Annotated in this window: 18 protein-coding genes; 2 read left to right on the plus strand and 16 right to left on the minus strand. The window is 51.5% G+C overall.

Features of this window, described 5'->3' with window-relative positions:
• Positions 1-139: 139 nt before the first annotated feature.
• The 11 genes from OCV31_RS08985 to OCV31_RS09035 all read right to left on the minus strand — a co-directional run bounded on the left by OCV31_RS08985 (position 140) and on the right by OCV31_RS09035 (position 12,351).
• Positions 140-1,144: an electron transfer flavoprotein subunit alpha/FixB family protein gene (locus tag OCV31_RS08985; RefSeq protein ID WP_148474489.1), complete on the minus strand. Its 1,005-nt coding sequence runs from the start codon at positions 1,142-1,144 to the stop codon at positions 140-142.
• Between the two features lie 13 nt (positions 1,145-1,157).
• Entirely contained in the window at positions 1,158-1,952 is a 795-nt protein-coding gene (locus OCV31_RS08990) for an electron transfer flavoprotein subunit beta/FixA family protein (RefSeq protein ID WP_148474491.1), read from the minus strand.
• A gap of 19 nt (positions 1,953-1,971) precedes the next feature.
• Entirely contained in the window at positions 1,972-3,111 is a 1,140-nt protein-coding gene (locus tag OCV31_RS08995) for an acyl-CoA dehydrogenase family protein (protein ID WP_148474493.1), read from the minus strand.
• 278 nt (positions 3,112-3,389) lie between these two features.
• Positions 3,390-4,577: a pyridoxal phosphate-dependent aminotransferase gene (locus OCV31_RS09000; RefSeq protein ID WP_148474495.1), complete on the minus strand. Its 1,188-nt coding sequence runs from the start codon at positions 4,575-4,577 to the stop codon at positions 3,390-3,392.
• A 44-nt stretch (positions 4,578-4,621) separates the two neighbouring features.
• Positions 4,622-5,992 (minus strand): branched-chain amino acid transport system II carrier protein, encoded by a 1,371-nt coding sequence (gene brnQ, locus OCV31_RS09005; RefSeq protein ID WP_148474497.1) that lies wholly within the window; start codon positions 5,990-5,992, stop codon positions 4,622-4,624.
• Positions 5,993-6,040: 48 nt separating this feature from the next.
• Positions 6,041-7,030 carry a 2-hydroxyacid dehydrogenase gene (locus tag OCV31_RS09010; RefSeq protein WP_148474502.1) on the minus strand — a complete coding sequence of 330 codons (990 nt, stop codon included), beginning with the start codon at positions 7,028-7,030 and terminating at the stop codon, positions 6,041-6,043.
• A 109-nt stretch (positions 7,031-7,139) separates the two neighbouring features.
• Positions 7,140-8,255 (minus strand): 2-hydroxyacyl-CoA dehydratase subunit D, encoded by a 1,116-nt coding sequence (locus OCV31_RS09015; protein ID WP_148474504.1) that lies wholly within the window; start codon positions 8,253-8,255, stop codon positions 7,140-7,142.
• A 2-nt stretch (positions 8,256-8,257) separates the two neighbouring features.
• On the minus strand, positions 8,258-9,520 hold the full coding sequence (locus OCV31_RS09020; protein WP_317246792.1) for a 2-hydroxyacyl-CoA dehydratase subunit D: 1,263 nt from the start codon (positions 9,518-9,520) through the stop codon (positions 8,258-8,260).
• Positions 9,521-9,533: 13 nt separating this feature from the next.
• Positions 9,534-10,319 carry an acyl-CoA dehydratase activase gene (locus tag OCV31_RS09025; protein ID WP_317246793.1) on the minus strand — a complete coding sequence of 262 codons (786 nt, stop codon included), beginning with the start codon at positions 10,317-10,319 and terminating at the stop codon, positions 9,534-9,536.
• A 39-nt stretch (positions 10,320-10,358) separates the two neighbouring features.
• A complete protein-coding gene (locus tag OCV31_RS09030; RefSeq protein ID WP_148474506.1) occupies positions 10,359-11,600 on the minus strand; it encodes a CaiB/BaiF CoA transferase family protein in 1,242 nt (413 codons plus the stop codon).
• Between the two features lie 79 nt (positions 11,601-11,679).
• Positions 11,680-12,351, minus strand: a complete 672-nt coding sequence (locus OCV31_RS09035; RefSeq protein ID WP_148474508.1) for a GntR family transcriptional regulator — start codon at positions 12,349-12,351, stop codon at positions 11,680-11,682.
• Between the two features lie 376 nt (positions 12,352-12,727).
• Here OCV31_RS09035 and OCV31_RS09040 point away from each other — a divergent pair, with 376 nt between their 5' ends.
• On the plus strand, positions 12,728-14,239 hold the full coding sequence (locus OCV31_RS09040; protein WP_148474510.1) for a class I adenylate-forming enzyme family protein: 1,512 nt from the start codon (positions 12,728-12,730) through the stop codon (positions 14,237-14,239).
• Between the two features lie 80 nt (positions 14,240-14,319).
• Here the strand turns inward: OCV31_RS09040 and OCV31_RS09045 are convergent, their stop codons facing one another.
• From OCV31_RS09045 to OCV31_RS09060, 4 genes are all read right to left on the minus strand, one after another.
• On the minus strand, positions 14,320-15,867 hold the full coding sequence (locus OCV31_RS09045; protein ID WP_148474512.1) for an acyl CoA:acetate/3-ketoacid CoA transferase: 1,548 nt from the start codon (positions 15,865-15,867) through the stop codon (positions 14,320-14,322).
• 88 nt (positions 15,868-15,955) lie between these two features.
• Positions 15,956-17,065: a copper amine oxidase N-terminal domain-containing protein gene (locus OCV31_RS09050; RefSeq protein WP_148474514.1), complete on the minus strand. Its 1,110-nt coding sequence runs from the start codon at positions 17,063-17,065 to the stop codon at positions 15,956-15,958.
• Between the two features lie 105 nt (positions 17,066-17,170).
• Positions 17,171-18,007, minus strand: coding sequence for a YjjW family glycine radical enzyme activase (locus OCV31_RS09055; protein WP_267303924.1), 837 nt, complete (start codon positions 18,005-18,007; stop codon positions 17,171-17,173).
• Complete coding sequence (locus tag OCV31_RS09060; RefSeq protein ID WP_148474518.1) at positions 18,007-19,542, minus strand: YjjI family glycine radical enzyme; 1,536 nt, start codon at positions 19,540-19,542, stop codon at positions 18,007-18,009. The genes OCV31_RS09055 and OCV31_RS09060 overlap by 1 nt, the downstream gene beginning before the upstream one ends.
• Positions 19,543-19,643: 101 nt before the next feature.
• On the opposite strand from OCV31_RS09060, the gene OCV31_RS09065 reads away from it, so the two are divergent.
• Positions 19,644-20,252: a Crp/Fnr family transcriptional regulator gene (locus OCV31_RS09065; RefSeq protein WP_148474520.1), complete on the plus strand. Its 609-nt coding sequence runs from the start codon at positions 19,644-19,646 to the stop codon at positions 20,250-20,252.
• Positions 20,253-20,417: 165 nt separating this feature from the next.
• Here the strand turns inward: OCV31_RS09065 and OCV31_RS09070 are convergent.
• Positions 20,418-21,058, minus strand: a 641-nt coding sequence (locus OCV31_RS09070; RefSeq protein ID WP_148474522.1) for an IS3 family transposase, incomplete at its 5' end; no start/stop codon positions are given.

Raw genomic sequence — 21,058 nt, forward strand, 5'->3', positions numbered from 1 at the left:
AACTTTCATCATTTCCGAACCAAACTGCTTTTCGTCTGTTCAAAAGACCGGTGATGAATGGCTTTTAGGAAAACAAAAAGGAGCCTAGTTTTCACTAGACTCCCCAATGGTTGACATAGAACCTTTTTTCAATGGGCGATTACAGTTGTTCGCTCAGTTCTCTTTCTTTTTTCAGAAGTTCTTCCAGCTTCGGTACGATGGCGTTTAAGTCGCCGACGACGCCGAGGTCGGCTACGTCGAAGATCGGTGCGCCTTCGTCTTTATTTACGGCGATGATCAGGTCGGATTCTTCCATACCTGCCAAGTGTTGGATAGCGCCGGAAATACCTAATGCCAGGTACAATTCGGGACGTACGGTCTTACCGGTTTGTCCGACTTGTTGGGATTTTTCGATCCAGCCGGAGTCGACAGCGGCTCTGGAGGAAGAAATTTCAGCACCCAGTTCGTGTGCCAGGCCGTCTAAGGCGTCGAAGCCTTCGGGACCGCCTAAGCCGCGACCGCCGGATACGAGGACGTTGGCTTCGGTGATGTCTTTTTTCTTGTTTTCGATTTTCAGGACTTCTTTTAAGCGAACGATGGGTTCGGCGTGGCTGAATTCGAATTTGTCTTCGATGATTTCGCCGTCGTCGGTGACGGATTCAACGCTGGGCATAACGCCGGGGCGTACGGTCGCCATTTGGGGACGGAAGTCTTCACAGACGATGGTCGCCATTAAGTTGCCGCCGAATGCGGGACGGGTCATGCGAAGCAATTTGCTTTCCGGGTCGATTTCCAGTTTCGTACAGTCGGCGGTTAAACCGGTGTGTACGCGGGCAGCCAAGTTCGGTGCCAGGTCGCGGCCGATGGAGGTTGCGCCGAAGAGGACGATTTCGGGTTCATATTTTTCGATGATTCCGTAAACCATGTCGGCATAGTCTTCGCTTAAATATTCCTTTAAACGGGGATCTTCGACGACGATGGCTTTGTCTGCGCCGTGGCGGAAGAGGATTTCAGCTTCGCTCTTGACGTTTTCGCCGATGAGCATCCCGACAACTTTTTGGCCTAAATCGTCGGCCAATTCGCGGGCTTTGCCGAGAAGTTCGATACCGACTTTTTCAAGTTTGTTGTCTCTTTGTTCGATAAATACGTATATATCTTTACTCATGTTGTTCTCCCCCTTAAATGATGTATTTTTCTTTAAGTTTCGCGAGAATAGCTTGTGCGGCTTCGTCGGCGGTTAAGTCTGTAAGCAATACGCCTGCGGCCTTTCCTTGTTTCGGGAAGGATTGTTTAACGCGGGTCGGAGAACCTTTCAGACCGATGTTGGACAGGTCGAGTTTGTCTTCGATGTCTTTTAAACCCCAAACGGTGATGGGTTTTTCTTGCGCTTCGTAGATGCCGCGAATGGTCATGTAACGGGGTTGAGCACATTCAGCCAAGGTGGTGATCAATAAGGGCATGTCAGCTTCGAGGATGTGGTAGCGATCTTCGAATTGGCGTTTAACAATGACTTTGCCGTCTTCGACTTTTACATCTTCCGCATAGGAAATGGCGGGGATGTTCAGGTGTCTTGCGATTTGGGGACCGACTTGTGCCGTGTCGCCGTCGATGGCTTGACGACCTGCGATGACTAAATCGTAGTCGATGTGTTCGATGGCGGCGGTAATGGTGCAGGATGTAGCCCAGGTGTCGGCGCCGCCGAATGCGCGGTCACTGACTAAGATGGCTTCGTCTGCGCCCATGGCCAGGGCTTCGCGAAGAGCATATTCAGCTTGGTTCGGACCCATGGAAAGTGCGTAAACTTTGACGTTTTCAGGATCTTGGTCCTTAATGCGAAGAGCAACTTCCAAACCGGATAAGTCGTCCGGGTTGATGATGCTGGGGACGCCTTCACGGATCAAGGTGTTGGTCTTGGGATCCAGACGTACTTCCGTTGTGTCAGGTACTTGTTTAATACATACCACTATATTCATGATAACCTCCTGTATGCTCTTATTTCAAAAGTTGGCTGCCGATAACGAGGAGTTGAACTTCGCTGGTTCCTTCGTAAATCGACGTAATCCGTGCGTCTCTGTAAAGACGTTCGATCTTGTAGTCTTTGATGTAGCCGTAACCGCCGTGTACTTGAAGGGCATCGTAGACGATTTCGTTGCAGGTTTCGGAGCAGAAGTATTTTGCCATGGAGCAAATCTTCGATGCGTCTTCGCCGCGGTCTTTTGCTGCAGCTGCTTCGTAAACGAGAAGTTTGGCTGCTTCTAATTTCGCGGCCATTCTTGCGATCTTGAAGCTGATGCCTTGGAATTTCGCAATGGGTTGACCGAATTGAACACGTTCTTTGGCGAATTTAACGGCTTCGTCCAAAGCGGCTTGTGCGACACCGATGGCTTGAGCAGCGATACCGATACGGCCGACGTCCAAGGTCTTCATGGCGTTGGTGAAGCCTTTGCCTTCTCGACCCAACATGTTTTCTTTGGGTACGCGGACGTTTTCAAGGACGATGTCCGAGGTGGGGCAACCGATGATACCCATTTTTTCTTCGGGTTTACCGAAGGACACGCCTTCGCTCTTTAAGTCGACGATAAATGCGGTGATGCCGGCACTGCCTTTGGCCTTCATGTCGGTCTTGGCATAGATAATGCTGTAATCGGCAATGGGTGCGCCGGTAATAAAGGTCTTACGGCCGTTGATAACCCATTCGTCTCCGTCCAATACGGCGGTGGTCTTGGTGCCGCCGGCATCGGAGCCTGCGCCCGGTTCGGTCAAGCCGAAGCAGAACATAAGCTCGCCCGTGGCGATTTTGCTTAAGTACTTTTCTTTTTGTTCAGGCGTACCGCTTAATTGAATCGGCGCACCGCAAAGGGAGTTGGGGCTCGATACGAATACGGAAGCAACTGCGCTCTTCTTTGCGATTTCTTCCATAACGGTAACATATGCTACGTGGTCGCCGCCGGCGCCGCCTAATTCTCTGGGGACTTTAATGCCGAAGAATCCGGCTTCGCCCATTTTGCGGACGACGTCCATGTCTAAACAGCCGGTTTCTTCAGCTGCATCCAAGACATCATCGGTCAATTCTTGTTCAGCAAATTTAATTGCCAAATCGCGAATGAGTTTGTGCTCTTGCGTAAATTCCATGTTTTCCTCCTAATTGTTCTGCACTGTACTTCATGTACAGCCTGCGTTTGTCGAAGTGGCAGTGACGTTTTCCCGGCGTAAATATGTTTCGTTCTCTACCGTAAAACGTGTCTTTTGCCAACTTAATAAGATTTGGTCACAGGGAAGGAAATGAAAACCTTCTTGTATACCAGTATACAACATCTGCAGAAACATCACAAGAAAAAAAAGCAAATTTCCAGGCTTCGTTTCCGAAGCCCGGATTTGCTTTTTTCAGATGTTTCGTCTACACCATGGTTTTAGCGATAATACTTGTCCATCATTTCCTTGAAGATGGGCAGGGATTTTTCGCAGGTCTCGGTATCGACGCAGTAGCTCAAGCGCATGAAGGCCTTGGAGCCGAAGCCGGTGCCGGGAACGACGAGCATATCGTATTCTTTTGCGCGATCGGAGAAGGTTTCGCTGTCTCCGTCCGGGGATTTAATGAACAGGTAGAAAGCACCTGCCGGTTTTGCTACGACATAGCCCATTTCGGTTAAGCCGTCGAATAAGAGGTCTCTGTTTTTCTTATAAACTTCAACATCGGGTTCGACGTCGACGCAGCGTTCGATGACTTTTTGCATTAAGGTCGGTGCACAGACGTAGCCCAATGCACGGCCTGCGCCGCCGATGGCGGGCATAAGGTCTTTGTCTTCAGCTTTTCCGGGAACGAGGATGTAGCCGATCCGTTCGCCCGGTAAGGAGAGGGATTTCGACCAGCTGTAGCATACGACGGTGTTGTCGTAAATGCTGGGTACCCAAGCGACTTCTGCGTCGTCGACGAGGACGAGTTCGCGGTAGGGTTCGTCACTTAAGATATAGATCGGGCGGCCGTTTTCCTTGCTCTTCTTTTCGAGCATGGCTGCCAATTCTTCCAAATCTTTCTTAGCGTAGATAACGCCTGCCGGGTTGTTCGGCGTGTTGATTAAGACGGCACGGGTGTTTTTCGTAATGGCCTTTTCGACGTCTTCAGCGTGAAGTTGCATGTCATCGCGCGGATCGACGAGTACCATTTTTCCGCCTTGGGATTCGATGAAGACGGTGTATTCGGGGAAGAAGGGAGCAAGAACGACGACTTCATCGCTGGGTTCTTCGATTAATGCTGCCAATGCGATGTTTAAGGATGCAGCGGCGCCGCAGGTCATGTAAAGATTGTCTGCGCCGTAGTCGGTGCCGTAGCGTTTGTTCAGGTTGTCGGCGATGGCTTTTCTCGTGGATTCCATCCCGTTACCTGCGGAGTAGCTGTGAACGGCTTGGGGCGTTTCGTTTTGGATGATGTCCAAAATTGCTTCTTTAACTTCCTTGGGTGCGGGAACGCTGGGGTTGCCGATGGAGAAGTTCAATACATTTTCCGGACCGACGACTTTTGCGCGTTCTGCGCCGAAGCCGGCCAATTCACGGATAACGGATTTTTGTTTACCCAAAGAGGTCATCTTTTTGTTTGCCATAGAATAGCTCCTTTTCGTTTTTTTAAATAATGGGAACGGTGGATTTAAGCGTTTTCAAGCGCTTTGCGTTTTTCTTCGCGGATGGCTTGTTCGCGGTAGGTGTCTTCACGGGTACCGCCGAAGCCGGTCATCTTTCCGAGAATGCCGCCGATTACCGCACAGATAATGGCCGGTACGAGCCATTCGAAGGCGAAGTTTGCCAGCGGGAAGGTGTTGATTTTTTCAACGAGGCCACCCATGGCATTGCCGCCTTGCATTTTCGAGAACAGGTTGATGGCTTCGATGACGCCGACCGCGCCTGCACCGATGACGCCGCCGATGAAGACGCCGTTGTATTTGATTTGGAAATCAAAGATCGATGCGAGGATCAGGAAGATAACGATGGGGAAGACAGCCGTGAGTACGGGAACGGCGACGTTGATGATTCCTTCGACACCGATTAAGGAGATGGCGAAAGCGATCAAGGTTGCGACGATAACAATGTGTTTGTATTGCAATTTGCCGTCGGTAACGTCATTGAAGAAGTTCCCGCAGGTGGAGGTCAAACCGGTGGAGGTAGTGAGGCAGGCCAGTGCAACACCTAAACCTAAGAGGAATTTACCTACGCCGCCCAACAAGGTTTCGACGGTGCCCAGCAAGATGGCGGTACGGTCCATATCCGGTGTGAACATGGAGCTGACGGTACTACCTACATAGGTGAGGGAGCCGTAAACGAGGGCCAAGCAGATAAAGGCGATGATACCGATTTGGATGCTCGCTTTGACTTGGGTCTTGTCGTCGGTGTAGCCGCGGCGGATCAAGTCGGTTAAGACGATCCCACTCATGAGGGATGCGCCAAGGGCGTCCATGGTTTGGTAACCTTCTTTAAAACTCATTTTAAAGAGTTCGGGGGTGTCGGTCGTAATGGCTGCTGCCGGCGGATTGGCGATGGCCACGGCGGTAATAACCGCGAGGATGATCAACAATGCCGGTGTGAGGAATTGGCCGATGTAGTCCAATACCTTGCCGGGGTTAAGAACCAAATACAGGGTCAATCCGAAGAACACGATGGATGTTACAAACGGGGGGACGCTGGGAAGGTTCGGTGCGATAAACATTTCGTGGGTCGTGGCACCGGTTCTGGGAACGGCGAAGAACGGCCCGATGATTAAGATACAAATGGCCGAAATAACAGCCGAGAATTTCCAGCCGACGCGCTTTCCGAGGTCGATGGCACGTCCGCCTAAACGGGCGGTAACGATAACGCCGAGAACGGGAAGAACCGGGTCGGAAAGAAGGAAGCCGACTGCAGCGGTAAACCAACGGTCACCGGCCATTACACCCAGGTACGGCGGGAAGATCATATTGCCTGCGCCGAAGAAGATGGCGAATAGGGCAAAACCACAGACGATTATGTCTTTTCTTTTAATTTCCATAAGCACTCCTTAGCCCTTTCGGGCTTCTGTGTTTATAGCCTGATCGAATTACAGGCCGTTTACGATGTTAATGGGCTTTTCGCCTTTTTCGATTCTTGCCATGTTTTCGTAGGACCATTGGCTCATACGCATGAAAGAATCGTCCGTGGTACCGGCAATGTGGGGCGTAATAGAGAAACGTGCCAAGCCGGTTTCGTTTAAGTGGAACAAGGGATCGTCAGCGGTCGGCGGTTCCGGAGCGATAACGTCCATGGCAACGTAGATCTTGCCTGCGTTTAATGCTTCGGCTACATCGGCGTTGTTCATTAAGTCGCCGCGTGCAACGTTAACGATGATGGCGTCTTGTTTCATCTTGGCGATGGCTTCTTTGTTGATCATGCCGCGGGTGGAATCCAGTACGGGTACGTGGTAGGAAATGATGTCGCATTTTTCATAGATTTCGTCGAGGCTCAGGTATTCAACGCCGTATTCCTTTTCGAAATCTTCTTGACGGAAGACGTCGTAGTAGTACATCTTGCAGCCGAAGGGTTGTAATAATTTTACTGCTTCGTGGCCGATGGCACCGAGGCCGATAAGACCGACGACGCGGGAACCCATTTCGACTTGTCCCTTTTCTGTGTATTCTTTGTAGCTTTCTTTAAAGCCTTCTGCACCTTTTAATTTGATCTTCATGTCTGCTTCGGGCATTCTGCGAAGGCTGGTCAGCATATGGGTAACGGCGAGCTCGGCGACGGGGCGAGCGTTGACGCCGCGGTTGTTACATACATAGATGCCTTTGGCTTTGGCAGCTTCCAAGTCGATCTTGTCGAAGCCGACGCCTAAGGATTGGATTAATTTGACGTTTTCCAATTTGTCGATGACTTCTTTTCTGAAGAAGTCGACGGGACCGCAGTGGATGACGTCTGCGTCTTTGCATTGTTCTGCTAATTCTTCGTCGGAGCAGGGAAAGTTAATGTACTTGTAGTCCCAGTCTGCCGGTCTTTCCACGCCGAATTTTTCAACGTAGTTCTTGTTACAGGTACTTCTGATTTTTAACATTGTTTCCTCCTTTAGTAGATGATGAAATAGTTTTCCTGCCGTTCAGCCGAAACCCCCGCTTCGGGGGTGGCTGAACAAAATTTATATACACGGGACACCGGTATACAGCTTAGATAATGTCTGCAAATGCTTGAAGGGCCGTCTTGGCTTGTTCGAAGCTGACCATTTGTTGATCCACTTCGATCATGTTCATGGGAATGCCCGCAGCTTGCAGGTCTTTGCGGATAATCGGGAAGTCGAACTCGTCGGTATCGCTGAACTTGGTCAAGAGGTAAACGACGCCGTTTGCACCATGTTTTTTCACCTTGTCGGCGATAATGGAGCCTCTGAGTTTCTTTTCATCGAAGACGAAGGTGTTGCCTTCGATATTGGCAAATACTTCGGCCAGGGCGCGAACCGGCTTGCCGGTCTTTTCTTCGGCCATGGTTTCGTATTGTGTGGATTCGTGGAGCACGTTGTCGTCGACGATGCCGAAGCCGAATTCTTCAAAGATCTTTAAGATGTCTTCCGAGTTGGCGATGATGCCGGTGGTGACGATCTTCTTGCCTTTGAATTCTTCTTCGGGCATGGCGCGAAGTGCTTCGTTAATTTCTTTTACCTTTTCCAGGTGTTCGTCCTTGGCATAAACATAGGCACTGGCGAAGACGCGGTTACGCAACAGAGGCGTAACGGTGTTTAAGTGCTTGGCGGCCAGTTCGTTGAATTCGAGCATGGCTTTTCTGTGTTCGTTGTAAAGAACGATGGCTTCTTCGATTTTTTCGTCGGCAATTTTTTCGCCGCCGATTTTTTCCAGCGCATCTTTGAAGTGCAGGAATTGTTTTTCGTTGAACTCGATGCCCGCTTCGATCTTACGGTTTTGGCCGTAGGGGATGTAGAGCATGGGCACGTCGATGGCGCGTTTCCAGTTTTGGCTGAAGCCCTTTAAACCGTCGCTTAAGTTGGTAATGAGCATACCGGAAAGTTTGTCCAGCTTGCCTTCCAAGCCTAAGTCCATGGTACGCAGGATCACCGAGGCGTAGAATGCGGGGAAGTATTCCTTGCTTGGTCCGACTTCGCCTTCGGCGCCCCAAATGGTAATGGGGACCATGCCTGCGGCGTGGATAATTTCTTCCGGAACGACGCCCGGAGCCGAAATACCGATGACTTTCTTACCTTCGTTTACATAGCGATCGATCCCTTTCAGGGCATCAATTTCTAAGGATTGAATTAAATCTACCGCGCTCATCCTTATGCCTCCTTCGATTTCTTTTGCTTGTTCGCTTCCATAACTTCGATCAGGCCTTGGACACGGGTGTCGTATTGGGCCTCGGAGAAGTTTCTCGGGTCTGCTTGGTCACCGTCGAAGGTTGCCGTGGGAAGACCGGTCTTTTCTCTGAAGTCTCTTTCCATTTGATAGGAAATGGCACTCCATTGTTTGCAGGAGCGGTTGATGTGAACGAGCATGCCGTCGACATTGTTTTGTTCGGCGAGCTTCAGACGCATATCCAGGGAGCGTTCGTAGCTGATGGCGTTGGGGGTGCCGCAGTACGCTTGCATTAATTCTCTGGTGTTGTCATAGACATAACCGAATGCATCGGCATAAACCGTACCGACGACGTTAACGCCGGCGCCTTGAAGGCCTTTGTAGGTGTGGCGCAGGTGCGGCCAGCAAGCGATGCCTTCGAAGATGATGCGGTATTTTTCTTCGCCCTTGAAGCCGGAGACGCCTTCTTTGACTTTTTGGTCGAATTCTTCAGCCAAGCGTTCAAAAGCGATGGCGGATTCCAATTTACCTCTTGCACAAACGGCAACGGCCATGTGGTTGAAAATGTCGAAACCGTTGAAGGGGGAGGGGGTGTACTTGGAATAGGCCGTCGCGTCGAGCCATCCTCTACCGGTTCTGTCGGAGATTTCCATAACTTCTTCGAATTTTTCTTGGTCCCATTTCTTGCCGGAAATTTCTTCCAGTTGTTTAATGGCAACGTCGAATTGGCCCTTTAAATAAGCGACGCGATCTTCGCCGGCTTCGTATTCGTTGTTGTAGGGTACGTCGATCATGATGAAGGGAATATCCAATTCTCTCGCCAGGTTTTCGTACCATTTGATCATGCAGTTGCAGATGTTGTTGCAGCAAGCGACGAAGTCGGGTTGCGGCATATTGAGCTCGGGAATGTCCGTTTCTTCGGTGTAGGCCATGGAGATTCTGGCGTAAGCACAGATATCGTTGGAATAGCCGTCATCTTCGGCGACATTACACATGCGTTCCCCGCCGCCTTTGGCTGCGACAGCCGCTGCGTGGTTTTCCGGATAAACGACCTTAATGTCTAAGGTTTCCAGAATTTCTTGAGGGAAGTTCGATGCACACCAACCTACCGGTTCACCGGCGGCCTTGGCTTCTGCCGCTTCCTTGTAGCCGTTGCCGGCGATCATGGCGATCATTTTTGCCGGCGGAACGTCTTTATACTGCTCTCTGATTTGCGCTTCTCTTTCTTTTAACGATTCTTTAGACATACTCCATCCTTCCTTATTTCTGTTGTTGACATGCTTCATAGGCGTAGAGGGCGGCGCCGAAAGCACCGGCCAGTTGAGAGTCCTCTGAAACTTTAATTTCGCAGTCCAATTCGTTTTCCAATGCGCGTACGATGCCGGGATTTCTCGATACGCCGCCGGTCATGACCACGGGTTGTTTTAAACCGACCCGTCGTGCCAAGCCTGCGACTTTCGTCGCCACGGAGGCGTGAATCCCGCGAACGATGTTGGGAATGGGATTGTCTTTTGACAGGGCGGAAATGACTTCCGATTCCGCAAAAACCGTGCAGGTGGAACTGATCGACGCTTTGCCTGTGGCTTCGGCATCGAGCTTTCCTAAATCGTCGATGTGCACGTCTAAAACCCGGGCCATGACTTCCAAGAAGCGGCCGGTTCCCGCGGCACATTTGTCGTTCATGAGGAAGTTTTGCAACATTCCGTCGCGAACGGCCAGGGCCTTAATGTCTTGGCCGCCGATGTCCACAATGGTGCCTATGTCGCCGAACAGGAAGACGCCGCCTTTGGCGTGGCAAGACAACTCGCTCATGGTCTTGTCCGCGCCCTTAAAGGAATTGCGTCCGTACCCTGTGGCTACGATGTAGTCGATATCTTCTCTCCCGAGTTTTGTCTCGGCGACCACCTTGTCGATGACTTGTTGCGCCCCGGTGGTGCCTGCGCCTAAACTTACCACTTCTTTTGCCAAGACATCTTTTCCGTTCTTCAAAATAACCGCTTTTGAAGAGGTGGAGCCGATGTCGATGCCCATGGTTATAATATCCACTTTCCCATCCTTCTATTTTCTCAATGTCTTGCGATTAACTTATTTGTCCCATTCGTAAGCAATTTTGCTGTCGATGAGCTCTTTGATCTTGGCGTCATCGTAACCCAGTTCTTTTAAGACTTCTACGGTGTGTTCGCCGATGAGGGGGCCTTTTTCGTAAGGGGTTTTACCCATTTCGTGGTAGCGAACCGGTTGGTTAACGAGAATGCGTTCGCCGCTGGGGTATTCCATCTTGCGGAAGCAGTCGTTGGCCCATGCTTGTTCGTCTTCCAGGAGTTCTTCCCAGTTCTTTGCCAATGCGAAGGGAATGTCCGCTTCAACTAAGATTTCGTTCCATTCGGCAATGGTCTTGGTTTCGAAGCGTGCCATAATGGCGTCGTAAAGTTTGGGTCCCAAGCCGTTTTCGATTAAGTGTTGTACGGGGAAGTACTTGTCTTTTTCTTCGCCTAAGAATTCCGTGAGGCCCAATGCCGTCATGAAGCGTTCGAAATAGGTATTGTAGTCGGGCATACAGGTTTGTACGAAACGACCTTCTTTACTCTTCCAGCAAGCCAGGAAGGGGTTCGGGGAGTTGCGAATGTCGATGGGGTATTTTTCGCCGTAGTCGGTGTATTGAGCAGCTTGAACCATCATACCCATGTTGAAGATGGCGGTTTCGAACAAGCTGGTTTCTACCTTTTCGCCCTTGCCCGTCATTTTTGCGTGATACAGAGCGGCCAGGATACCTGCTGCCAAGTTCATGCCGACATTGTGGTCGCCGACGCCGGGTACGACGTTCATGGGCACATCGGATTTTTGTCTCAATGTTTCCAAATAACCGCCGCGTGCGAAGAAAGAGGTGAAGTCGAAGCCGGGGAGGTCTTTGTCGGGACCGTATTCGCCGTAGCCGGTGCAGATACCGTAAACGAGCTTCGGATATTTTACCTTTAAGGTTTCGTAATCCAAGCCGGATTTAACCAAGGCTTTGGTACGCCAGTTGGTAATTAAGATATCGGCTTCGTCCAATAACTTGAAGAGGATTTCTTTCCCTTCTTCCGTACGGGTGTCAATGGAGAGGCAGCGTTTGTTGCCGTTTTCCAATTCCCAGGTGGTGTTTTCATGCATATCTAAGGGTCTGCCTTCAGAAGGGGCAGTGTAGCGAAGGGGGTCGCCGTTTTTTTGTTCGATTTTAACGACGTCTGCGCCTAAGTCTGCTAAGAACCGACCGGTCGTTGCCGCTGCAATAAAGGTTGCCAGTTCAACAACCTTTACACCTTCTAAAAGTTTTCTGCTTTCTGTCATCTGATCCTTCCTTTCAAGTCCTTCGGGACAAACATCCCCATAACCTTGACAAAACTACTACTTAACAATCTTAACGATCCTAAACTTCTTCAAAGTAACTTGAAAACTTCGGATCGCTGAGAACCAATTCGTGGACCGTGTTTATGTGCAGGTCCGTGGCATCCAGCGCATCGTTTAAATCCCGCGCTTCGATGGCCTTTAAAATGCGCTCGTGTTGATCCACCAAGATGGACAAAGACACGCCGCTATCTACGTAAATATTGCGCCAACGGGCAATATGAAGAAGGTGATCGTCCAGCAAATGCAGCACATCTTGCGAGTCGTTGGCTGCCAAAATATAGTTGTGAAATTCTTCGTCCAGGAGGCGGAAACGCTCGACGTATTTTGTTTCATTACAAAATTTCCGCTGTTCCTCTAAATTTGCCTCCATTTTCCCGTAGATGTTTGACTTATCTATGGGACATTTCATAAATCCGCGCAGCACTTCCTTTTCCACTGCCGCCCGTATAAACAGGGCTTTGCGTATGTAAACCGGATTGACCAGGCTTACGTAGGTGCCGCGTTGCGGGTAGACGACTAAAAATTTTAATTGTACCAGGCGCGCAAATGCGCTTCGAACCACCGACCGCGACACATCGAATCTGCGGCTGATAGCGTTTTCGCTAATACCCATACCCGGATAGAGCGTCAAGTCGATGATCTGGTCCAGAAGTGCCTGATACAGGGTATCCGAGTTGGTCCTGCTTTCCATATACGTCTCCTTCTTGTCTACTAGTCTACTATGTCATAAAAACAATTGCAAGTTGTTTTTAGAATGCACAATAATTCGATTCCTATATTCGAATCTATTTTAGCATACTTCGCAAAGGCGGTGGTTAAGCTGTTTTCCTTTCCCGCATTTTCCCGAACAGAGTCCGAAAACGGCGGGCAATTTTTGAAATAGTTTTCCCGTTCAAACGGCAAAAAATTCATTCCAAAGGATTTTTCTCGGCATTTATCTGCTTTTTTCGATTTTTTCTCTTGATAAAAATTTCATTTGTAGTAAAGTAGTTCTTGTATACTAGTATCCATAGCCCGCGAGGCATATAAAGATAACGCTTTCTGTTGCGAAAACGTAGGAGGTCGCCATGGACTATAACAAGACCCTCGGGTACATGCCCTTTTTATGGAATGACATGCATCCCGATCGCGTCGCCATTATACATAAGGAGAAGGAGTACACGTACAGGGATTTACACGACATCTCCCTGTCTTTTGCCGCGTACTTCGCCACCTCGGGCGTGAAGCGCGGCGATCACGTGCTTATTATGGGCAAGAATTCGGCGGACTGGATCTTCACTTTTTTCGGTTTGCAAATGCTCGGTGCCGTTGCCGTGCCGGTGAACCCTTCCTTTACGACCTCCGAAATCGCACAAATTATGGACATCGTCGGCGCCGATACCGTGGTAACCAACGGCCAACAGGATTACGCCCAACACATTCGCGATCTCTACAAGGTCAACAAGAATTTCCACGTTCTCTACGGAAGCGAAGGCCACCGCTTCTCCCACCTATTGAGTCTGGAACTTGCCGACGATCCCACGGAGGTGGCCTGTATTCTTCTCACCTCCGGTACCACCGGCGTGCCCAAGGGAGTGCAGCTCACCCACAGAAATCTCATCTCCAATGCCGACACCATGGTGAAGGTCGTCGGTTGGGACGAAACGGACCGCTTCTTGCTCTGCGTGCCCATGTTCCACTGCTTCGGCCTCACGGCCACGGCTTTGACCGCCTTTATGTGCGGAGGCACCGCGGTGATCTTGGACAATGTGAAGTCCTTCAATCAATTGGCCGCCATCGGCCGCTACAAGATCACGGTCTTTAACGGCGTGCCCACCCTCTTCATCGTCGACATGCGCCACAACAATCTGGAAGACTACGATCTCTCTTCCTTAAAGAGCGGCATTATCGCCGGTGCGCCTTTGACGCCCCGGGAATATGAAATCATTAAATCGGCCTTCGGCTTTGAGCATTTGATTCAGTCCTACGGCCAAACGGAAACCTCCCCGGCGGTGACCCTGGTGCGCCCGGGCGAAAGCGAAGCCATTGCTTCCACCAGCGTCGGCACCCCCATCGACGGCGTGGAAGTGGCCATTGTGGACAACAATCGCAAGGAGCTTCCGCCGAATTATCCCGGCAATATTTTCGTTCGCGGCATCAATGTTATGACAGGCTACATTAACGGCAAGCACCGCTACACGGAAAAGGACTGGCTCTGCACCGGCGACGTGGGCTACAAGGACGAAGAGGGCCGCCTGTATATCTCCGGCCGGACCAAAGACATTATTATTCGCGGCGGCGAAAATATTTCCGCCATCGAAATCGAAAATGTGGTCAAGGAATTGGACTTCATCGACCAGGCCCGCGTGCTGTCGACGAAGGATGAATTTATGGGCGAAGAGGCCTGCCTCCACGTGTCATTCTTGGAAGACATGGACGAAGAAAAGGCCAAGGACATGATTCGCAACTACATTCACCACAAGCTGGTGAAGTACAAAGTGCCCAAGTACATTATGGTTCACGACGCCCTGCCGGCGAACGGCACGGGAAAAATCGACGACAAAGCCCTCATGGCTTTTATGAAAGACCATCTGAAATAGGACGAGGCCGCTTCGGCGGTCTTTTTTTATTGCGCAAATGGACGGGTTTTCGCCCACAAAAAAAGGACGGTTTCCCGTCCTTAAGCCAAATGCATTTTTTCCGGCGCGAAAATTCGCGGATCCATTTCTTTCACGTCCGCCGCCACCTTCGGGCGGAAGGCCATGTGGGCCACGATATCTTTTTCCACATCGACCCCCGGCGCCACTTCCGTAATGAGGAAGCCTTCGTCCGTAAGCTTCATGACGCAGCGGTCTGTAATAAAGGTGATCTTGTGCCCCTGTTTTAAGGCGTAGGTGCCGTTAAAGGTCCTTTGGGGCAGGGCGTCGATAAATTTCATGCGGCTTCCTTCCTTGTCGATGACGAGCTTACCGTCTTCCACATGTTCTTCCAAGCCTCCCGTGGTGAGGGTGCCCACGAAGAAAATGGTCTTCGTCGCTTGGGAGATGTCGATAAAGCCGCCGCAGCCGGCGAAGCGCCCGCCGAAGCTGGACACATTGATGTCGCCCTTTTCGTTTACTTCCGCAAAGCCCAAGAAGGCCACGTCCAATCCGCCGCCGTTGTAAAAATCGAATTGCTGGCTCATGGGCATGACGGCGTGGGCATTGAGGGCCGAGCCGAAATTCGCCCCACCTAAGGGCACGCCGCCGATAATGCCGCATTCCAGGGTGAGGGTGATGGAATCGCTCAGGCCCTCTTCCGCCGCCACGTGGCCCACGGCCTCGGGCATGCCGTAGCCTAAATTCACCACGTCTCCCGGCTTGATCTCCATGGCCGCCCGGCGGGCGATGATCTTGCGTTCGTCCAAAGGCGCATCCTTTACCTTGGCCACGGGCCGCTTCGTGTGCCCGGCGATGGCGGGATCGTAATAGGCGGCCACGGTCTGGCGATGGGTTTTTTCAGGCTCTGTGGCCACCACCACATAGTCCACGAAAATTCCCGGGATCACCACGCGGTTTCGATCCAGAGATTTGCTGTCCGCCGTGTACTTCACCTGCACGATGACCTTGCCGCCGCAGGCCTTGGCCGCCATGGCGATTTCACGGGCATCGACGATCCCCGATTCCTCTTCCATGGTAATGTTGCCCTGCTCGTCGGCGGTGGTGCCACGAATAATGGCCACGTCCACGGGCTGGGCCTTGTAGTACAAATACTCTTCCCCGTCCAGGGTGACGAGCTCCACCAAATCTTCCGTGGTAATGTCCGTGAGCTTGCCGCCCCCTTCTCTCGGATCCACGAAGGTATGCAGGCCGATGGTGGTCAGTACGCCCTTTTGTCCGGAGGACAGGGCCCGGTACATTTTCGACAGCACCCCTTGGGGGAAATTGTAGGCCTCGATTTCGTGCTTGGACGCCTGCTCCGCCAGACGGCGATTGCGGGCGAAATGCCCCGTTAAATAGCGGCGCACCATGCCCCGGTGGGAGATCTCCATAATCCCCTCGTCCCCGTTGTTTCCCGTGCCCGCCGCCTGAAGCAGGGTCATGTTCCGGGGATGGCCCTCCTCCAAAAAGCGATTGCCGATTTCTCGCAACAATTCGCTGGGCGTCGTGGCCAACAAAAAGCCCGATACGGCCAAAGTGTCTCCGTCCTTAATCAGTCGCGCCGCTTCCCGCGCATCGATTCTCTCCATTCCTTCGTCCTCCTTTATCTAGTCCGTTTCAGTGTATCTTAGGAAAAAATAGAAGTCAAACAAAAAAGGAGCCCCTCGGCTCCTCTTCTTATTTCACGGTCTGGAGAATGTCTCCTGCTTTCCCCACACCTTCTTCGTAGGCTTTTTTCAGAACCGGATCCTTCAGGCTCGGCTTATCCGCCCTGACGAAGATCAGGCTGCCGTCTTTATTGTATCGGAACAGGCGGTAGTCCTCTTCTATTTTCTCCAATTCCTTTTGATTGACCACGCGGAAGGTGCCGATGAGGCCGCTGCCCTTTTTCGCCTTTTCGTTGGTCTTTTCAAAGAGCGCGACTTTGCCGCCTATTTCTTCCACGCCGATCACGTCTTTGTAGGCCTCGGGAAGCACCATGGACACCTCGCCCACCTTCACGCGGTCGGCTTCCTTAAATACGTCGTTTATTTCCACGGTCTTTAAAATTTCCCGCACCAGTTGATTAGATTTCGTGTAACTGTCACAAAGCTTTTTGTTCCCCGTATCCGCCACCTGCACGTCGCTCGAAAAAGTGAACAGGGTGTAGAAGCAATTGCCCTTAGCCAGAAGAATGGCGGGCACGGGATAGTCGGGATTCGCCGTGTTATAGATTTCGCCGATGCGGCCGTAGCCGTCCTGAGCGTCGTGATTCATTTTGTCGTAAAAGGTCACTTGATTATAAGCGTAAGTAATGGTCAGCTGTTTTTCCCAATCTTTCGGCAGGGAGAAAGTCACATTGCCGTAGGTGACGGTCTTTTCCGGCTTAAAGGCGGGCGCGCTCTTGTACTCGCCGACGACGGCCGCCCGATTGTTTTCGTCCCAAGTGACGGGGAGCTTCATCCCCTCGGCCAAAAAGCGCAGAGGCACGTAGGTGCGGTTCTTTTCAATAAAGGGGGCCACATCCATGGTCTTTTTTTCGCCCTTCGCCACATAATCTTTTTCGCCGACGACCATTTCCACGTCGCCGACGGTGACGGTTTTGCTCTCGCCCTTCCAGTCCACTTTGTAGCCCATGGCTTCCGTGACGCTTCGCACGGGAAGGAACAGGCGATTGTCCCGCAGAATGGGCTGCTCCTTATAGTCTCTTGCGTCGATCCCGTTAATATAAAGGGTGATGGGTTCAGCGGCAAAGGCCAGGCCGGGAATCATGGCCAGGGCCAGTGCCAAACCGAGTAATTTTTTCATGTTAACCTCCTTTTCTCGATCCTTCTTTCTTTCATTATACCCCCCCCCTATATAAAATCAACACCCTCAATTCACGGCACAAAAAAACCTGCCGAAACAGCAGGTTTAAATATCCACGACTTCATGAAAGCCCAGCTCCTTCGCCAAGGCCATGAGCCGGTCTTTTTCTTCCCGGCTTGGGGCGCGAAGTTCGTCTATATATTCTTTTCGTACGCCGAAGTGGCGGTAGCTGATGAGCTTCGCCCGGGTGGTGTGAATGCTCTCGCCCAGCACCTTCGCCGCTTCGCGCAGGGTGTGTTCGTTGTCCAAGGTGTCCAGGAGCACGAAGCGCAACTCCTCGATTTTGTTTTGCTCGGCGAGGTAGGCGAGATTTTTCTTCACTACGTCGTTGTCCCGTCCCGTGATCCGAAGGTGGTCTTCCCGCTCCCAGGCTTTCACATCCAACATAACCCCGTCGGAAATTTCGAGGAGGCGGTTCAAATCCCCTGTTGAAAAATCCAGGCCGCCGTTGGAGTCGATAAGGGCCGTGAGGCCTTTTTCCTTCGCCATTTGAAAGAGGGGGATCAGTTCCTTCGCCTGGAGGGTGGCTTCGCCGCCGCTCACGGAAATCCCTTCGATAAAGGGCATGGCGCTTTCGATTTCCTTCATTAAATCCTCGGCATCCATAGCACGCACCTTGGGCGAGGCCCCGTGGGTGCAGGTGGCGATGCATTTGTCGCAGTCCACGCATTTTACGGGATCCCACACCACTTTTCCATCCACAAGGTTAAGGGCATCCGCCGGGCAGGTGGCCACGCAGTCGCCGCAGTGAATGCAGCGGTGGATGGTTTCGGGATTGTGGCAGTATTTGCAGTTAAAATTGCAACCTTGCAGAAAAATGGCAAAGCGATTCCCCGGGCCGTCCACGACGCTCATGGGAATCAGCTTGTTGACGAGAAGCATCAGACCCCTTCCACCTTCCGGTCCAAAATGCCGTATTTCGTAAGAGGATCGGCGGCGTATTGCACCGTGTCGTAGGACACTTGCTTGCCGGCCTGAAAGGCTTCAACATCGGATTTCTTGACGAGATAGCCCGTGACGCGAATGAGATCCCCGTCGTCGTTGTAGGCGGAAAGGTAGCGGTTCCCCAGTTTAAAGCCGCCCTTAAACACATCCAGCACGGCCTTCGGGTTCTTCTTCGCCGTTTCGTCGAAGGGGAAGTGATCGCCCACGCCGGAGGGGAAGTATTTTTGGAACTTCGCCGCTTGGCGAATGTGGGTGTACAGATCCGGCTCTTGGCCGATGGGAATGCGGTGGGCCGCCGTGGTGCCCTCATCATTTGCAGCACCCACTTGGGCGTGGAGCATAAAGCGGTGGTTCCACACCGGGCTGTAAGCCGATTCAAACTTACTTACCCGATCTTGGATAAAGTCCATGACACGAATGCCCATGGCATCCGCCGCCTCGTCAATGCCGTACTTGCCTTCAACGCCCTCAAGTTTCAGGAGGGCTTCCGTGCATTCCGCCAGGCCCACCATGCCGAAGAGGCCGACGAAATTGTCCAAGTCGATGAAATCTTCCGTGACGAGGAAATTGGATTTAAAGAAGGCCGTTTCTTCCACCAAATAGCGAATCTTCGATTCCATAAAGTGAAGCATGGTGTCGATGGCGTGGGGCAGATTCTTTTCGAAAAAGCCATCCACGCTCTCCGCGCCCAGGGCGATCTTATTCAAACGCAGGCGGCTCAAGGTAAAGGCGCCGCCGTGTTTCGGGAGGGCATTGTAGCAGGAGGCGATGCCGTAGGGAACGTCGCCGAAATCCGCGCTGTAATAAGCGTCGTTGGCGAAGGCCGGATTGGCGCAGGTCAAACTGCAGGCCAGTGCCTTTTCGGCAAACGCATCCGGTGTCTTTTCCTCGTCGTAAAGAAGCGTCATGTTCGGCGTCACGATTTGCAGCTCTTCCAAAAGCTCGAGAAGAAGATTCCCCGTCTTCGTTTCATAGGGCCCGATGTTGGCGTGGCAGAACGAATCGTCCACCGTGCGGTCCAGCTGCATTAAAAAGCTCTTTAAAATCGCCCGGGCGTCGTCTTCGTCGGTGGTTTCAACGAAGGGCTCGAGAAGATCGTCCAGGGCGCCGATGTAAACCGGGAAACGGGTAATGCTCGGGACGTGGTGGTACATAATCAGAAGCGCCGTCGTGGCTTCGAGAAGCGTCTTCGGCGGCTCGATGCGCAAAAATTCACTGCCTTCACGCAAATACTTTTCGTAATCGGGGAGAATGTAGCGCGGCGCATAGGGGGCGTGGCCTTCGTCTAAATCGCAGATTTCCCCCTTGGCATAGAGATCGTAGAAAGCGTCGTCCTTCGCCACGGGGTAATCCAAACTGTTTTCCGCAAGCTTTGCCAGACGAAAGGTTTGTTGCTCGTAGGTTTGCGCTGTGTCCTTTTGCACGTCGCGCACCGCTTGATGAAATTCGTCCATGGTGAAAAAGCGTTCCATAATAGCCTCCTGTCTCAAATGTCGTCCCTTTTTTCTTATATCCAGTGTATACTTATTTGTAAGAAAAAAAGATGCCACCTGGCACCTTTTAGGAGGAAAGTATGAATTTTCAAGAACTTTTTCGCGAGCTCAGCGCCCCGCCCATGGCCTTTCGCCCGGGGGATGTGCTCATGTATCCCGACAGCGCCGAATTTTCCATCCTGCTCTTGGAATCCGGCACCGTGGAAGTGTCCCGCTACGCTCAAGAAGGCGAGCGCATCCTGCAAAGCTTTATGACCGCCCCCCAATGCTTGGGCCTTATCGAAAGCCTCACCGAAAGCCCCGTTCTCTCCGGCGTAAAAGCCGTTACCGCCGGGCGCTACTACAACCTGCGTTTGAAAGATCCCCTCTTTCAAACGCCCGAGGTCCTCATGCTCCTATTGCGCTACCTGGCCGGCCTCAGCGAAGAAACCATGCGGCAAAATGCCGAGGAAAAACACCTGAGCAAAAAAGACCGCCTCGCCTACGCCATCTACAAAAACACCAAAGCCCCCTTCCCCGCCACACTGCCCCTGAAAAGAGAAGACCTGGCGGATCTCTTGGCCATCCCAAAAAGGAGCTTGTATCGGTATTTGAATGAATTGGAGGAGGAGGGGTGTATTTTTAGGGAGAAGGGGAAGATACTCGTCAGTGAGGAAGGACATGAGATGTTAGGAAGTAAAATGCAGTAATTTTTTCTTTATTCTTCGCATACGATTTGCCCTTATTTTCCGATGGCACGCTTCATTTAAAACATTACTGCTAGCGCTATCACACCTTACCTTCATCCAATATTCCCGGGGGAGGGAAAAAGGGCGTTGCGATTTGGAATGGCAACACTTTTTTGGACACTTTTCTTAAGGTGTCAACTGTAAACGGTCTTTGTCTTCCACTGCTTTCTTTGTCCTGTATGCGAGCGGAGTCATGTTTTCAAGGCTTGTGTGCACTCGGTCGTTGTTCCACCACTGCACATAGTCGCTGAGTTTTTCTCTTAACTCGTTAAGGCTTTGAAAGGTTTCTCTCTCTAAAAACTCGGTTTTGAAACTTTTAAATATGTTTTCTGCCACGGCGTTGTCGTATGGATTGCCGGGTCGGCTTAGGGATCGTTTGATGCCGTTTGCTTTTAAGATGGCACAAATGGTGTTGTTGTCGAATTCTTTGCCTCGATCGGTGTGAAAGTATTGGACAACGTCGAGGGGGTAGGGAATGGTGTTAAATGCTTCCTGAATAAGGGCAGCGTCGCGACGAAGGCCGCAGGAGTAGCCGATGACTTCGCGATTGAAAAGATCAGTAATGGCACAAACGTAGGCCCATCTCTGATTGATGCGAACATAGGTCAGGTCGGAAACGATGACCTCCAGCGGTTTACGATGACTAAATTCTCGGTTGAGAACGTTGCGTACTTTCTCTTCGTTTTTCCTGGTCGGGTGGTGTCTGTATTTTGCTTTGGTGTAGACGGATACCAAGTGAAGTTTCTTCATGATGGCGCGAATTCGTC

The organism is Aedoeadaptatus acetigenes, assembly GCF_025566985.1.
GTDB lineage: Bacteria > Bacillota > Clostridia > Tissierellales > Peptoniphilaceae > Aedoeadaptatus > Aedoeadaptatus acetigenes.

What these genes read in the sequence shown, in the direction of transcription:
- OCV31_RS09065 (WP_148474520.1), top strand. Translation starts at nt 19,644, where the DNA reads ATGAATTTTCAAGAACTTTTTCGCGAGCTCAGCGCCCCGCCCATGGCC.
- OCV31_RS09045 (WP_148474512.1), bottom strand. Translation starts at nt 15,867, where the DNA reads ATGGAGAGAATCGATGCGCGGGAAGCGGCGCGACTGATTAAGGACGGA.
- OCV31_RS08995 (WP_148474493.1), bottom strand. Translation starts at nt 3,111, where the DNA reads ATGGAATTTACGCAAGAGCACAAACTCATTCGCGATTTGGCAATTAAA.
- OCV31_RS09000 (WP_148474495.1), bottom strand. Translation starts at nt 4,577, where the DNA reads ATGGCAAACAAAAAGATGACCTCTTTGGGTAAACAAAAATCCGTTATC.
- OCV31_RS09010 (WP_148474502.1), bottom strand. Translation starts at nt 7,030, where the DNA reads ATGTTAAAAATCAGAAGTACCTGTAACAAGAACTACGTTGAAAAATTC.
- OCV31_RS08990 (WP_148474491.1), bottom strand. Translation starts at nt 1,952, where the DNA reads ATGAATATAGTGGTATGTATTAAACAAGTACCTGACACAACGGAAGTA.
- OCV31_RS09060 (WP_148474518.1), bottom strand. Translation starts at nt 19,542, where the DNA reads ATGGAACGCTTTTTCACCATGGACGAATTTCATCAAGCGGTGCGCGAC.
- brnQ (WP_148474497.1), bottom strand. Translation starts at nt 5,992, where the DNA reads ATGGAAATTAAAAGAAAAGACATAATCGTCTGTGGTTTTGCCCTATTC.
- OCV31_RS09030 (WP_148474506.1), bottom strand. Translation starts at nt 11,600, where the DNA reads ATGACAGAAAGCAGAAAACTTTTAGAAGGTGTAAAGGTTGTTGAACTG.
- OCV31_RS08985 (WP_148474489.1), bottom strand. Translation starts at nt 1,144, where the DNA reads ATGAGTAAAGATATATACGTATTTATCGAACAAAGAGACAACAAACTT.
- OCV31_RS09055 (WP_267303924.1), bottom strand. Translation starts at nt 18,007, where the DNA reads ATGCTTCTCGTCAACAAGCTGATTCCCATGAGCGTCGTGGACGGCCCG.
- OCV31_RS09035 (WP_148474508.1), bottom strand. Translation starts at nt 12,351, where the DNA reads ATGGAAAGCAGGACCAACTCGGATACCCTGTATCAGGCACTTCTGGAC.
- OCV31_RS09050 (WP_148474514.1), bottom strand. Translation starts at nt 17,065, where the DNA reads ATGAAAAAATTACTCGGTTTGGCACTGGCCCTGGCCATGATTCCCGGC.
- OCV31_RS09040 (WP_148474510.1), top strand. Translation starts at nt 12,728, where the DNA reads ATGGACTATAACAAGACCCTCGGGTACATGCCCTTTTTATGGAATGAC.
- OCV31_RS09020 (WP_317246792.1), bottom strand. Translation starts at nt 9,520, where the DNA reads ATGTCTAAAGAATCGTTAAAAGAAAGAGAAGCGCAAATCAGAGAGCAG.
- OCV31_RS09015 (WP_148474504.1), bottom strand. Translation starts at nt 8,255, where the DNA reads ATGAGCGCGGTAGATTTAATTCAATCCTTAGAAATTGATGCCCTGAAA.